Here is a 13,334-nt window from a genome sequence, read left to right as displayed (position 1 = left end):
GAGATTAGCCGCTTGCCCCGGGAGGCGCCAGAGGGGGCGCGTCTTCCTCGGGCTCGGGGGGCATCACGGCGCGGATCTTGGCGGCAAGGCCACGCGCGCCAGTGCTGATGCGGGTATCGGCATGGGCCTCGGCGAGGCGCAAAAGGTGATGCAGCGCGGCCAGTTCATCGGCGCTCAGCACCAGCGGCGGCAGCGCCACCGGGCGGCGCAGCACATAACCGAGCCCGCGTTCCCCCTCGATCGGCACGCCGTAATCGACGAGCGTTTTCATGTCGCGCCAGATTGTGCGCTCGGAAACGCCGAGTCGCGCGGCCATGTCGCGCGCGCGCAGCAGCGCACCGTTGCGCAGCTGCATCAGGATCTGCTCAAGCCTCTCGTTGCGGGTCATGGCGGCCTCCGGCGCGCAATCTAGCGCATCGGGGGGCAACTGACAAATAACTGTCAGTAATCTCGTGCGGAGGGCCGGGGCGTGCCGAAATGGCGCTTTGCCTTGGCCGGTGCGCTTCGTAAAACGGGGCAAACGCAACAGGCGCGGCTGCGCGCGAGGAGTGAAACATGTTCAACAATATCGGTGTGCCCGGTCTGATCCTGATCGCTGTCGTGGTGCTGGTGCTCTTTGGCAAGGGCAAGGTCAGCTCGCTCATGGGCGAGGTTGGCAAGGGCATCACCTCGTTCAAGAAGGGCATGGCCGAGGGCACCAAGGAAATCGAGGAGGCCAAGGCCGAAGAGGTCAAGCCCGAGACGAAAGACAAGGTCTGAGGCCGGCCCGGGGCGCATAGCACATGTTCGACATCGGTTGGAGCGAGCTTCTGGTGATTGGCGTCGTGGCGCTGATCGTGGTGGGTCCGAAGGATCTGCCGGTGATGTTTCGCAGCCTCGGGCGGGTGACGGCGAAGGCCCGCGCGATGGCGCGCGATTTCACCCGCGCAATGGAGGAGGCGGCGAAGGAAACCGGGCTGGAGGAGGCCTCCAAGGGGCTGACCGACATTGCCCGGGCGAAGGCGCCGGGGATTGCCGCGCTCGAACGCGCCACCGAGAAATTCGAGAAATGGGACCCGAAGTTGCCCGGCAGCGCGGCCAAGGCCGGGGCGGCGGCAACGCCCTTCGTGCCGGACCCGGAGTTGCAGGCCGAGCTTGATGCCGCCGAGCTGGAAGGCGAGCCGGACGATCTGCCCGCCCCCCAAACTCCTGCCAAGGCAGCCCCGAAGCCCGCCCCCAAAGGTGATGCATGAGTGCCGAGAACCTCGATGATACCGCCGCGCCGCTGATCGAGCATCTGGCGGAGCTGCGCACGCGCATTCTGATCTCTCTGGGCGCGTTTGTGGTGGCGATGGTGGCCTGCTATGCGGTCTGGCAGCCGGTGTTCAACTTCCTGACCCGGCCGATTTGCCATGCGCTCGCCGACCGTGGCCAGCAATGCGGGCTCTACCTGATCAAGCTGCAGGAAGGGTTCTTCGTTGCCGTCAACATCTCCTTTCTTGGCGGCTTTGCGCTCTCCTTCCCGATCATTGCCTGGCAGCTTTGGCGCTTTGTGGCGCCGGGCCTTTACCGCAATGAAAAGCAGGCGTTCTTGCCGTTCCTTCTCGCCTCGCCGGTGATGTTTTTCGTGGGCGCCACCTTCGCCTATTATGGCGTTTTGCCGATGGCGTTCCGGTTCTTCCTGAGCTTCCAGCAGGGCGATCTGGCTGCCGCCAACGAGCTTGCCTCGATCGGCTTTCAGGGCTCGGTGCAGGAATATCTCTCGCTCACCACAAAATTCGTGCTCGCGTTCGGGATCTGCTTCCAGCTTCCCGTTTTGCTCACGCTGATGGGCAAGGCGGGGCTGGTCTCGGCGGCCGCGCTCTCCGGGGTGCGCAAATACGCCATCGTCGTGATCTTGCTGGTTGCGGCCATTGCCACGCCGCCCGATGTGATCTCGCAGATGATGCTTTTCTGCGCGGTCTACCCGCTCTTTGAGGTCTCGATCCAGCTTGTCAAACGCATCGAGAAAAAGCGTGAGGCGCGGATGCGGGCCGAGGGCACATGGTTTGACGAGGATGAAGACGAATGACCGATCCGCTGGAACGGATTGCGGCGGCGCTGGAGCGGCTTGCCCCGGCGCCGGAACCGGCCCCTGATTTTGCCACCGCAGATGCGTTTTTGTGGCATGCCGCGCCTGACCGGCTGGAGCCGGTGGCAGAGGTGTCGCGTGTTGATCTGGCGCTTCTGCGCGGCATTGACCGGGCGCGCGACACGCTTTTGGCCAATACTCTGCAATTTGCGCGCGGCGCCGCGGCGAACAATGCGCTTTTGTGGGGCGCGCGCGGGATGGGCAAATCCTCGCTCGTCAAGGCGGTGCATGCCGCGGTGAGGGGGCAGGGGCTGGCGCTCACGCTGGTCGAGCTTGCGCGCGAAGATCTGCCCTCGGTCGGGCGGCTTTTGACCCTTTTGCGCACCGCGCCCGAGCGGCGCTTTGTGCTCTTTTGCGATGATCTGAGCTTCAGCCATGATGATCAGCATTACAAATCGCTCAAGGCCGTGCTTGATGGCGGGATCGCGGGGCGCCCTGCCAATGTGATCTTTTATGCCACCTCGAACCGGCGCCATCTGATGCCGCGCGACATGATCGAGAACGAGCGTTCGACCGCGATCAACCCTTCCGAGGCGGTCGAGGAGAAGGTCTCGCTTTCCGACCGCTTTGGCCTCTGGCTCGGCTTCCATCCCTGCGATCAGGACGAATATCTCGCCATGATCGAGGGCTATTGCGCCGCGCATGGGCTGAACATCGACGCAGAGGTGCTGCGCGCCGAGGCGGTGGAATGGTATCGCACGCGGGGCTCGCGCTCGGGCCGGGTGGCGTGGCAGTTCTTCACCGATCTCGCCGGCCGGCACGGGCTCGCGGTCTGAGGCGGTTCACGTTGCGGGCTTCGGCTTCGTCCATGTGGCGCTGAGCGTCAGCGTGGCCTCGGCATCGGCGGAGGCCAGCACCACCCCGGTTGCGGCGGAGAATTTGAGCCCGAAGCTGAGCTTCAACTCGTCGGGGGCGAGGCTTTTGGCAAAGCCCTGCAAGATCTCCTGCGCGGCCTCCTGCACCCCTTCGAGCGCCTCCGAGAAGCGCTGACCGGTCTCTTCGACAAGCGCATCGGCGATCCGCTCGGTGCGGCTGAAACTGCGCATCTGATCGCCCGGATCGGCGGGCATTTCGGCGGGGACTTCCACCGCGACGCGCGCGCCGCTCTTCAATTCGAACATCTGGATTTTCGTGGCCATCGCATCCTCCCGTGCTGCGGCACATCCGATGTGGGAGAATAGCACAGCTTGCCCGAAACCGGAAAAGCGAAGGGGGCGCCGAAGCGCCCCCTTGCATGCTGGCGACCGGATCAGAACCCGGCCTTGATCTTTTCGAACTCGGCCAGTTGCCGCTCACGCAGCACCGGATCGTTCGGCACTTGCGGCAGGATCGGCGCATTGACCGGGCCCACGCCCGCCTCGATTTGCTCTTCCATCGGGATCGTTTCCATCGCCTTGAGGCTGGAATGGCCGTATCCGATTTCGTCCAAAAGCGCGCGCGCCGAGGTCGGAGCAAGCCACGAGTTCATGAAATCATAGGCTTTTTCTTCCGAGCCGGGGCCGTCTTTCAGGTTGACGTAGCCGCAGATGAAGGTCGAGGAGCCCTCGACCGGCTCGCGTTGGAAGGCGACCGGGTAATTGTCGGCGCGCAGATAGGTCACGCCGTCGTTCCACGACCACGAGATCAGCACTTCCCCCGAGGCCATGGTCTGCGCCTGCTCGGACGGGTCCGCCCAGTAGCTGAGCACATTGGGGTGCACCTCGCGCAGCCAGGCCGCGGCGGCCTGGAACTGCTCTTCGCTGACATTGGTCCAGTCGGTCACGCCGGTGGCGAGATAGGCCAGCGCCCAGACATCGTCCGACGAGTTCGGCAGCGAGATCCGGCCCGCGTATTTCGGATCCTTGAACACTTGCAGCGTCGCTACATCTTCGGCGGGCACTTCCTCGGGGTTGTAGGCGATGGCGGCGGCGCCCCAGTCGGTCGGGATGAACCAGACGCCCTGATCATCCTTGAAGATCGGCGATTGCAGATATTTCGGGTCGATATCGGCGATGGCCGGGATTTTTGCCGGATCCCACGGCTCGATCAGGCCGGCATCGCGGTATTTGGAGACCATTTGCGAGCAGGGGTGCGCCACGTCGGCCTTGAAGCCCGAAGCGAGCTTTTGATAGGCCTCGTCGTCATCGCCGTAGAAGGAATAAGTCGGCTTGTCGCCGTTTTTGGCAACATAGCTGGTGAGCACGCCGTCAATCTCGAAGCCGGCCCAGTCAAACACCAAAAGCCCCGGATCGGCCGCCCGCACCGGGGCGGAAAACGCGGCCGCAACGGCGGCGGAAGCAAGCAGGACTGAGGATTTTTTCATCTGGAATGGTTCCCTGTTGTGGTGGTTTTGGGGCACGCTAGACCGCGCTCCGGGCACGGACAAGCGAAACTTTGGCTCAGGGCGCGGCCTTGACCCCGCGGCAGGCTTTCGTGCGCCTCCCTCTTGCAGACCTGCCTTTCTGGCCCCAGTTTGGCGCCATGACATCTGATCTGCGCCCCGAAAAACCGATCCTGCTGTGGCTGCGCCGCGATCTGCGGCTTTCCGATCATCCGATGCTGAGCGCCGCGGCAAGCTCGGGGCGACCGGTTGTGGCGGTCTTTGTGTGCGACGCGGTGGTGTCGGGCTATGGCGCGGCGCCACGCTGGCGGCTTGGCGAGGCCTTGCGTGATTTTCTGCCCCGGCTCGAGGCCTTGGGCTGCCCGGTGGTGCTGCGCCGCGGCCCCGCGCTTGAGACGCTCAAGGCACTGATCGCCGAGGCGGGGGCGGGGGCGGTCTGGTGGAGCCGCGATCTCGACCCGGCAGCGGTGGCGCGCGACAGCGCCATCAAGGCGGCGCTGAAAGCCGGGGGCGTCGAGGCGCGGTCCTTTCCGGGGCAGATCCTGTTTCCGCCCTGGGAGGTGAAGACGGGGCAGGGCGGGCCCTACCGGGTGTATACGCCGTTTTGGAAGGCGGTGCGCGGCCTGCCGGTGGCGCCGCCCCTTGCGGCGGTCTCGCAGTTGCGCAGCGGCCCTGCGTTGCGGGGCGTGGCGCTTGCGGATCTGGGCCTTGGGCAAGATATGCGCCGCGGCGCCGCGGTGGTGGCAAAATATGCCCGGATTGGCGAGGCGGCGGCTCAGGCCCGGCTGGCGGCCTTTTTCGATGGCCCGGTGACGCATTACAAGGAGCGGCGCGATTTTCTGGCCGAAGCGGCCACGTCGGAGCTTTCCGAGCATCTTGCCTGGGGCGAGATTTCGCCCGCGCAGATCTGGCATGCGGGCGCGCGGGCGCTGCACGACGGCGCGGCGGGGGCGGAGACCTTCCTGAAGGAACTGGTCTGGCGCGAATTCGCCTGGCATCTGATGTTCCACTTCCCCGATCTCGGGACCAAGAACTGGCGCGCAGACTGGGACAGCTTTCCCTGGGCGGGCGAGAGCGCCGCCGCCGAGCGCTGGCGGCGGGGCATGACGGGCGAGCCCGTGGTGGATGCGGCGATGCGCGAGCTTTACGTCACCGGGCGGATGCACAACCGTGCGCGGATGATCGCCGCCTCCTATCTCACCAAGCATCTGCTGACCGATTGGCGGATCGGGCTCAAATGGTTCGAGGAGTGCCTGATCGACCATGATCCGGCGGCAAATGCGATGGGCTGGCAATGGGTGGCGGGCTCGGGCCCCGATGCGGCGCCCTATTTCCGCATTTTCAACCCGGCAAGTCAGGCCGAGAAATTCGACCCCGAGGGCGCTTATCGCCGCCGCTGGCTGGCCGAGGGCAACCGCCATGCCCCCGAGACCGCGCGCGACTTTTTTGGAGCCGTGCCGCAAAGCTGGGCGCTTCTGCCCGGCGCGCCGGCTCCGCCGCCGCTGATCTCGCTTGCCGAGGGCCGGGCGCGCGCATTGGCGGCCTATGCCGCGCGGGAGAGCGCCAAAGGCTGAAACAGATCGTTTCCACCTTGAGAACATTCCAGCCCGATTCGCGCCACATTGCGGCACGAAACTATGGGTGAACAAGATCTTGCCAGTGCTGGTGCCCGGTGGAGTAAGCGATGCAAAAAGTTGTTTTGCGCGATACGCAGGTGAAGCTGCCGACCACGGCGAAGCTCTTTGGCGCGCTCGGCTTGGCGGCGACGGGGTTTCTTGCCGCACTCCTTGCCGTGCCGAACTTGCCCTCGAAAGATTCGGTCAGCGGCTTTCTTGGCGTGGCGGCCTCGTTCGGGCTGCTGCTCGGCTGGCGGGTGATCGGCCTTCACCCCGGTCGCGGCCTCGCGCGCGCCTGTGAGCGGGGGGTGCACGGGGCGCTTTATCTGTTGGTCTGGACGATTCTCTTTCTCGGCGCGGTGCAGGTGATGCATCGCATGATGATGGGCCGCTACCGCGAACCGCTGGATGCGGTGCTCGATGTGATCACGCAGGGCATGACAAGCGCCGCCACGGTGCTGCGTTTCGACGCGATCGCGGTGGTCTTCCTTGGCGGCATCCTTTCCGCTATCCTTTCGGAATGGGCGTGGCGCCGCTGGAAATAGGCCCCGCGCGCGCTCTCGGGCAGCATGAGGCCAAGCTATTGACAGAACTCTATTTCTTCTATGGCACCCTGTGCCATGAGCCGCTTCTGGCGGCCGTTCTGGGCGCGTCGAAACCGCTCGAACCGGCGCGGCTTCCGGGCTATGAAGTGCGCCACGCCTGCGATACCGATGGCACCGATCTGGGCTATCCGCTCCTTGTGGAGGGGCTGGCGGGCGCCGAAGGGGGGCTTGCGGAGATCAGCGCCGCAGAGACCGAGCTTCTGGACTGGTATGAGATCGGCTATGCCAAGGCACGCCTGACCGTAACCGATGCCAAGGGCCAGCCGCGCGAGGCCTGGGTCTATCTGCCGGAGCCGGGGCGCTGGGGTGTGGGGCAGCTCTGGACCCTCGCGGCTTGGGCGGCCGAAAAGGGGGCGCTCGCAACGCTCGCCGTGGCCGAGGTGATCGCGCTGCGGGGACAGGTGCCGATGGAGCAGGCGCTGGGCCGGTATCCGATGATCCGCGTGCGCGCCGCCTCGCGGCTGCGCGCCGGGGTGCCGCGGCCCGCCAAGCTGCGCTTTCAGCCCGGCCCCGACGATGTGGAAATCGAGAGCCTGCGCACCCCTTACGCGAAGTTTTTCGCAGTTGAGGATTACACCTTGCGCCATCGCCGCTTTGACGGCTCGATGAGCAAACCGCTTGAGCGGGCGGCTTTCATCTCGGGCGATGCGACGGTGGTGCTGCCCTATGATCCGCGCCGTGACCGGGTGCTGCTGGTCGAACAGTTCCGCACCGGCCCGCTGGCGCGGGGGGATGCGAACCCTTGGTCGCTGGAGGCGGTGGCCGGGCGCGTCGATGCGGGGGAAAGCCCCGAGGCGGCGGCGAAACGCGAGGCCGAAGAAGAGGCGGGCGTGGCGCTCGCGCGCCTGATCGCGGCCCCATCGCATTACCCTTCGCCCGGCGCCAAAACGGAATATCTTTATTGTTACATCGGGTTGTGCGACCTTCCTGATGCGGCGCCGGGGCTTGGCGGGCTGGAGGAAGAGGGCGAGGATATCCGCAGCCATCGCCTCTCCTTTGACGAGATGATGGCGTTGATCGCGGAGGGCGAGGTGGAGAACGGGCCGCTGATCGTGCTCGCGCTCTGGCTTGCACGGTTGCGCGAGGGGCTGCGTGCGGAAGCGCTGAGGGCTTGAGGGGGGCGGGGTTGCGCCCTACTCTGGGGGCGACCCTTCTTGACCTCAAGGACCGCCATGACCTTTTGCCCCGACCTGGCCGCGACGATCGGCAACACGCCCCTGATCCGGCTGCGGCACGCCTCCGAGATCACCGGCTGCACGATCCTGGCCAAGGCCGAATTTCTGAACCCCGGCCAGTCGATCAAGGATCGCGCCGCGCTTTACATCATCCGTGACGCGGTGGCGCGGGGGGCCCTAGCCCCCGGCGGCACCATCGTCGAGGGCACGGCGGGCAATACCGGCATCGGGCTGGCGCTCGTGGGCGCCTCGATGGGCTTTCGCACGGTGATCGTGATTCCGGTGACGCAAAGCCAGGAAAAAAAGGACATGCTGCGGCTGGCGGGGGCGGAACTCGTCGAAGTGCCCGCCGCGCCCTACAAGAACCCGAACAATTACGTGCATTATTCGCGCCGCCTTGCCGAGGCTTTGGCGCAGACCGAGCCCAATGGCGCGATCTGGGCCAACCAGTTCGACAATGTGGCAAACCGGCAGGCCCATATCGAGACCACCGGCCCGGAGATCTGGGCGCAGACGCAGGGCAAGCTCGACGGGTTCGTGGCGGCCGTCGGCTCGGGCGGCACGCTGGCGGGCACGGCAATGGCGCTGCAACCGAAGGGCGTGAAGGTCGCGCTTGCCGACCCGGAAGGGGCGGCGCTGCACAGCTTCTACACGACGGGAGAGCTGAAATCCGAGGGCTCCTCGATCACCGAGGGGATCGGGCAGGGGCGCATCACCGCCAACCTCGAAGGCTTCACGCCGGATATGAGCTTTTGCATTCCCGATCGCGAGGCCCTGCCGCTGATCTTCGATCTGCTCGCCGATGAGGGGCTTTGCGTCGGCGGCTCTTCGGGAATCAATATCGCGGGTGCAATCCGCATGGCGCGCGAGATGGGGCCGGGGCACACGATTGCCACGATCCTGTGCGACCATGGCGCGCGCTATCAGTCGAAGCTCTTCAACCCCGCGTTTTTGCGTGAAAAGGGCCTGCCGTTGCCGCGCTTTGAAACGCTGCCGCGCCGCGCCCTGCCGGAGGTTTTTGCATGAACCGCACGGTTTTGCGCGCGCTCGCGCTCACGCTGGCGCTGGTTTTGGCCGTGCCCGCAATGGCCGAGATTTCTGCAAGCGACATCAAAGCCTTCACCAAGGTTTCTCAGAAGGTTGAAGATGCGGTTGCCGAGGCCGCCGCGAGCGAATCCACGCTCAGCGAAATGCGCGCCGAAATGGTGAAGTGGCGCACCACCTTCACCGCCGAGCAAGACGCCAATGCCGACCAGATCGCCACGGTGAAAAGCCAGATCGCGGCGCTTGGTCCTGCGCCCGAGGAAGGCGCAACCGAGGATGCGCTGATCGCCAAGCGCCGCACCGAGCTCACCGAGCAGCTCGCCAAGCTGCAAGCGCCGGGGATCACCGCGACCGAGGCCGCAAGCCGCGCCGACAGCATCATCCGCACCATCGACAAGCTGGTGCGCGAGCGGCAGGCCGACAAGCTTTTGCGGCTTTCGCCCTCGGTGGCGAACCCCGTGAACTGGCCCGCCGCCGCCTCGCTGGTGCGCTGGATGGGGGCGTGGATCTATGACGAAACCCGCTGGCGCTTCACCCAGCCGGTCAACTACGACGAGCTGCGCACCAATGCGCCGCTGATCATCGGCCTCGTGCTCGCCGCGCTGGTGCTGCTTGCGCGCGGACGGCGCTGGATGATGCGCGCGACCGACTTTCTTCTGGGCAAGACCGCGATGCGCGGGCGCAACCTGATTTCGGGCCTCGTCTCGCTGGGGCAGGTGGTGCTGCCGGTTCTGGGCGCGAACCTGCTGGTGATTGCGATTGATCAGACCTCGCTTTTCGGCCCGATCCTGTCCGAGCTTTTCCGCGATGCGCCGGTGTTTTTGTTCACCGTGCTGATGGCGTGGTGGCTCGGGGCGCGGATCTTTCCGGCGCGGCCGGGGGTGGAGAGCACGCTCAGCCTTGGCGAGGACGGCCGTGCCGAAGGGCGCATTCATGCCGTCTCGCTCGGCTTTGCCTTTGCTGCACATCAGCTTTTGCTGCTTTGGGTCGCGCCCCATGCCGAGGATTTTCTCGGGGCGACGAGTGATCTGGCCGCCGATCAGGCGCAGGCCGTGGCGGAGCGCGCCGATGCGGCGCTTTCGGTGCTGCAGGCGCCCTTGCAGATCTTTGCCGCGGTCGGGCTGTTCCGCATGGGCCAGCTTTTGCGCCGCAAGGTGATGACCACGACCGAGGGCGACGACGGCGCGTTCCGGCGCCAGTTGATGCGCTGGCTCGGCACCGCGCTTTTGCTGATCGCCCTGGCGGCCCCGGTGCTCGGGGTCATCGGCTATGTCAGCGCGGCCGATGCGCTGATCTGGCCCGCGGTCGCGTCGCTTGGGCTCTTTGCTGCCGTCGCAACGGTGCAGGCTTTCCTCGCCGAGCTTTACGTCACGCTCGCGCGCGGCGAGGAGGTGCGGCGCGATGCCCTGCTCCCGGTTCTGGGCGGCTTTCTGATTGCGCTCGCCTCGCTGCCGCTTCTGGCGCTGATCTGGGGCGCGCGGATCGAGGATCTGCTGGAACTCTGGACCTCGTTCCAGAACGGTGTCGCGGTTGGGGGCGTGCGCATTTCGCCCACCTCCTTCATCACCTTTGCCGTGGTGTTTGGCATCGGCTACGCGCTCACCCGGCTGTTGCAGGGGGCGCTGAAATCGACGATCCTGCCCAAGACCTCGCTCGACAAGGGCGGGCAAAACGCGATCACCTCCGGGATCGGGTATGTCGGGCTTGCGAGTGCTGCTCTGGTGGCGATTTCCACCGCCGGGATCGACCTGAGCTCTCTCGCGATCGTCGCCGGGGCGCTTTCCGTCGGCATCGGCTTTGGTCTCCAGACCATCGTCCAGAACTTCGTTTCCGGCATTATCCTGTTGATCGAGCGGCCCATTTCCGAGGGTGACTGGATTGAGGTGGGCGGCTATCAGGGCATCGTGAAAGCCATCTCGGTGCGCTCCACTGTGGTGGAAACCTTTGACCGAACCGATGTGATCGTGCCCAATGCCGATCTGATCTCCGGTTCGGTGACCAACTGGACCCGCGGCAACAAGACCGGGCGGCTCGTGGTGCCCGTGGGCGTGTCTTACGGCACCGATACGCGGAAGGTGGAGAAGATCCTGGCCGAGATCGCGCAGGCGCATCCGCTGGTGATGATGACGCCGGCCCCCTTTGCGCTGTTCATGGGCTTTGGCGCCGACAGCATGGATTTCGAGATCCGGGCGATCCTGTCGGATGTGAACTTCAAGTTGCGCGTCCTGTCCGAGATGAATCACCAGATTGCCGAGCGGTTTGCAGCCGAGGGGATCGAGATCCCGTTTGCGCAGCGCGACATCTGGATTCGCAACCCCGAGACGCTGCAACCCGAGGCGGGCCCGCGCTGCCGCCCCTGTCCGCCGCCCGAGGCCCGCGGGGAGGAAGCTTGCGCAGTTGCCCCCGAACCCCCGGAGCCGGGCGAGGGGATCGCGCGGCTGTCGGATAATGACGGGCGCGAAGACGGCGACGACCGCGATGCCGAGGATGGCGACGGGCCCGAGGACGCGGCGCGCTGAAGCTTGGGGCCGATCCCGCAAGAAGGTGAGATTTGCGCGGCTTGCCTCTTGCGAGGGCGGATCTTTATCGCTAAACCCGCCGACGGACGGGTGGCCGAGTGGTCGAAGGCGCACGCCTGGAAAGTGTGTAGGCGGGGAACCGTCTCGTGGGTTCGAATCCCATCCCGTCCGCCACAAAGCCTCTGTATTACCCTTTAGTATCAGAGGCTTAAGTGGCTGTCGTGGATTGCCTGAGGTGACACACGAGGTTACACAAACCATGATAGTGATGTTCGCCGCAGGTGCCTTAAGGTGTAGCGCGACAAAAAAACTGCAGCAAAACGACAAAAAAACTGCACTAGCAAGGACGGAGCGCTATGTGCTCAGTGCATAGCTCAGACTTGGCTTAGCTTCACGGCAGTGCCGCTGGCGACAAGAAATAGCATGCTTTTGCCGCCGCCCGAGATCTCGGAATAGTCCAAGTCGACCGCGACAACGGCATCGGCACCTAGCTGCACCGCTTGGGCACGAAGATCATCAAGCGCCGCCTCGCGCGCCTCACGAAGGCCGCGTTGCATCGTCTCGCTGCGACCGCCAAAGGTGTCGCGAAATGCAGCGGCGATGTCCCGAAAGATGTTCAGCCCAACGACATATTCTGCGGTCACGATGCCGAGGCGCTCGACCACCGGCAGGTCGTGTGCGGTCTCTGTCGTCAGTATGATACGAGCAAGACGTGCTTGCCGTTCCATCGCAGCAAGCTGTTCCTGCTCCTCTGTCGCGGCACGTTCTGCCCCGTCTTTTCTTCGCTTAGCATCGTAGCAAGCGGGGCAATACCCATGGAATAGATCAAATCGAGAGACTTTTTCACCGCATCCGGCACAGATAGCCATGAGTATGTCCTCCTCTAAATGCTCATTATCTGACCTAGGTGTTTTGTGGTCACCTCGACCAACCGAACTCGCTCTACCAAGTATGACCGGACCACACGACCTGGCCAATGATGTTCACGCGGTTCGCGTCGTCAGACGGCCGGAACTCGGTTGGGTAAGATGGCGCATCAGAGCGCAATATCAGGCCCGTCGGAAGCACATCCACACGCTTGACGCGCGTCGATCCGTCGATATCGGTCAGCGCGTAAACCTGACCACTGCGCACCGTGTTGCGACGTTGATCGATCAGGGCGAGGTCTCCGTCATGCAAGCCGGGCGTCATGCTGTCACCCTGCACTTGAACAAGCACTGCCTTTGCCGGGTCAACGCCCATCCGGGTCAACCAGTCGCGCCGAAACGCCAGCTTTTCGACGACCTGAACGTCACCATTCTCAGACCCCGGTCCGGCCGAGGCGCGAGCATCTAGCCGCATAATGGGTGCGAAGTCCTCGTTTTCTAGAACAACGGTCTCTACGGGGCCAGACGCACGTCGGGGACCAACATAAAATTCTAGGTCGAGAGCTTCGCAGATCTCCTGAACTCTCGATAGCGTCGGCCCAGAAGGTTTCTTCGCTCGGATCACGTTCCGAATCGCGTCCGGGGGAAGGCCAAAGGCTTTCTCGACCGCAAAAGCGTTCGTTTTCAGCGCCTTCAAGCGCTCTTCAACAATTCCTCCGAACTGTTTTCCTAAGTCTTCCATGGCTCTCAAACGGGTTCTGCGATCGGTATTATTACCGAACGCAGAACACTTTACTATCGGTATCATTACCATTTTGTTGTGACCGGTAACGATACCGAGACTAAAATGTGCACAGAATGCATCATTCGACTGGCTTAGATCTATGGGGGGCATCGCGCGCTGGAGCTCTCGACAATCTCCACTTAAGCCGAAAATGACGGGAAGTGGCTCCCTCGTTTGAAAGGTGGAGCAAGTTGCACGCTGCGTCGCGCGGAACGGGCTGTCGCCTGGTTCAGCGAAAACTGGTCCGCAGACCTTGAATGGCCACGCGACATCCCCCGCCCCCCGAAGAACAAGA

General features: G+C 64.5%; 14 protein-coding genes and 1 tRNA gene. 10 read left to right on the top strand and 5 right to left on the bottom strand.

Annotated features, from left to right (window positions below; translation table 11 throughout):
- Positions 1 to 4 precede the first annotated feature (4 nt).
- Entirely contained in the window at positions 5 to 388 is a 384-nt protein-coding gene (locus ACFSM0_RS11880; protein WP_377390620.1) for a helix-turn-helix transcriptional regulator, read from the bottom strand.
- 167 nt (positions 389 to 555) lie between these two features.
- Between ACFSM0_RS11880 and ACFSM0_RS11875 the strand changes: the two genes are divergently transcribed.
- From ACFSM0_RS11875 to ACFSM0_RS11860, 4 genes are read left to right on the top strand one after another with little or no spacing between them, the layout of a single operon-like run.
- Positions 556 to 759 carry a twin-arginine translocase TatA/TatE family subunit gene (locus ACFSM0_RS11875; RefSeq protein ID WP_377390618.1) on the top strand — a complete coding sequence of 68 codons (204 nt, stop codon included), beginning with the start codon at positions 556 to 558 and terminating at the stop codon, positions 757 to 759.
- Positions 760 to 782: 23 nt separating this feature from the next.
- Complete coding sequence (gene tatB, locus ACFSM0_RS11870) at positions 783 to 1,232, top strand: Sec-independent protein translocase protein TatB (protein ID WP_377390616.1); 450 nt, start codon at positions 783 to 785, stop codon at positions 1,230 to 1,232.
- Positions 1,229 to 2,050: a twin-arginine translocase subunit TatC gene (gene tatC / locus ACFSM0_RS11865; protein WP_377390614.1), complete on the top strand. Its 822-nt coding sequence runs from the start codon at positions 1,229 to 1,231 to the stop codon at positions 2,048 to 2,050. The genes tatB and tatC overlap by 4 nt, the downstream gene beginning before the upstream one ends.
- A complete protein-coding gene (locus ACFSM0_RS11860; RefSeq protein WP_377390612.1) occupies positions 2,047 to 2,886 on the top strand; it encodes an ATP-binding protein in 840 nt (279 codons plus the stop codon). The genes tatC and ACFSM0_RS11860 overlap by 4 nt, the downstream gene beginning before the upstream one ends.
- Positions 2,887 to 2,892: 6 nt before the next feature.
- On the opposite strand, the gene ACFSM0_RS11855 is transcribed toward ACFSM0_RS11860, so the two are convergent.
- Complete coding sequence (locus tag ACFSM0_RS11855; RefSeq protein ID WP_377390610.1) at positions 2,893 to 3,249, bottom strand: CU044_2847 family protein; 357 nt, start codon at positions 3,247 to 3,249, stop codon at positions 2,893 to 2,895.
- Positions 3,250 to 3,359: 110 nt separating this feature from the next.
- Positions 3,360 to 4,412, bottom strand: a complete 1,053-nt coding sequence (locus ACFSM0_RS11850) for an ABC transporter substrate-binding protein (protein WP_377390608.1) — start codon at positions 4,410 to 4,412, stop codon at positions 3,360 to 3,362.
- Positions 4,413 to 4,570: 158 nt separating this feature from the next.
- On the opposite strand from ACFSM0_RS11850, the gene ACFSM0_RS11845 reads away from it, so the two are divergent.
- From ACFSM0_RS11845 to ACFSM0_RS11820, 6 genes are all read left to right on the top strand, one after another.
- On the top strand, positions 4,571 to 6,004 hold the full coding sequence (locus ACFSM0_RS11845; protein ID WP_377390606.1) for a cryptochrome/photolyase family protein: 1,434 nt from the start codon (positions 4,571 to 4,573) through the stop codon (positions 6,002 to 6,004).
- 110 nt (positions 6,005 to 6,114) lie between these two features.
- Positions 6,115 to 6,591, top strand: a complete 477-nt coding sequence (locus ACFSM0_RS11840; protein ID WP_377390604.1) for a TrgA family protein — start codon at positions 6,115 to 6,117, stop codon at positions 6,589 to 6,591.
- Between the two features lie 38 nt (positions 6,592 to 6,629).
- The gene (locus ACFSM0_RS11835) at positions 6,630 to 7,766 is read left to right on the top strand and encodes an NUDIX domain-containing protein (RefSeq protein ID WP_377390602.1); all 1,137 of its coding nucleotides are present in this window, start codon (positions 6,630 to 6,632) and stop codon (positions 7,764 to 7,766) included.
- Positions 7,767 to 7,823: 57 nt separating this feature from the next.
- Complete coding sequence (locus ACFSM0_RS11830) at positions 7,824 to 8,852, top strand: cysteine synthase A (RefSeq protein ID WP_377390600.1); 1,029 nt, start codon at positions 7,824 to 7,826, stop codon at positions 8,850 to 8,852.
- Positions 8,849 to 11,389, top strand: coding sequence for a DUF3772 domain-containing protein (locus tag ACFSM0_RS11825; protein ID WP_377390598.1), 2,541 nt, complete (start codon positions 8,849 to 8,851; stop codon positions 11,387 to 11,389). The genes ACFSM0_RS11830 and ACFSM0_RS11825 overlap by 4 nt, the downstream gene beginning before the upstream one ends.
- A gap of 84 nt (positions 11,390 to 11,473) precedes the next feature.
- A tRNA-Ser gene (locus tag ACFSM0_RS11820) sits at positions 11,474 to 11,563 on the top strand.
- A gap of 200 nt (positions 11,564 to 11,763) precedes the next feature.
- Here the strand turns inward: ACFSM0_RS11820 and ACFSM0_RS11815 are convergent.
- Together ACFSM0_RS11815 and ACFSM0_RS11810 are read right to left on the bottom strand one after the other, a co-directional pair.
- Positions 11,764 to 12,258, bottom strand: coding sequence for a YbjQ family protein (locus tag ACFSM0_RS11815; protein WP_377390596.1), 495 nt, complete (start codon positions 12,256 to 12,258; stop codon positions 11,764 to 11,766).
- A 73-nt stretch (positions 12,259 to 12,331) separates the two neighbouring features.
- Positions 12,332 to 12,997 carry a S24 family peptidase gene (locus ACFSM0_RS11810; protein WP_377390593.1) on the bottom strand — a complete coding sequence of 222 codons (666 nt, stop codon included), beginning with the start codon at positions 12,995 to 12,997 and terminating at the stop codon, positions 12,332 to 12,334.
- Between the last annotated feature and the right edge of the window lie 337 nt (positions 12,998 to 13,334).

Source organism: Rhodobacter lacus (assembly GCF_042683065.1).
Classification (GTDB): Bacteria; Pseudomonadota; Alphaproteobacteria; order Rhodobacterales; family Rhodobacteraceae; genus Rhodobacter; species Rhodobacter lacus.
The sequence above is the reverse complement of the archived record's forward strand: the minus strand, read 5'-3'. Positions and strand labels throughout refer to the sequence as shown.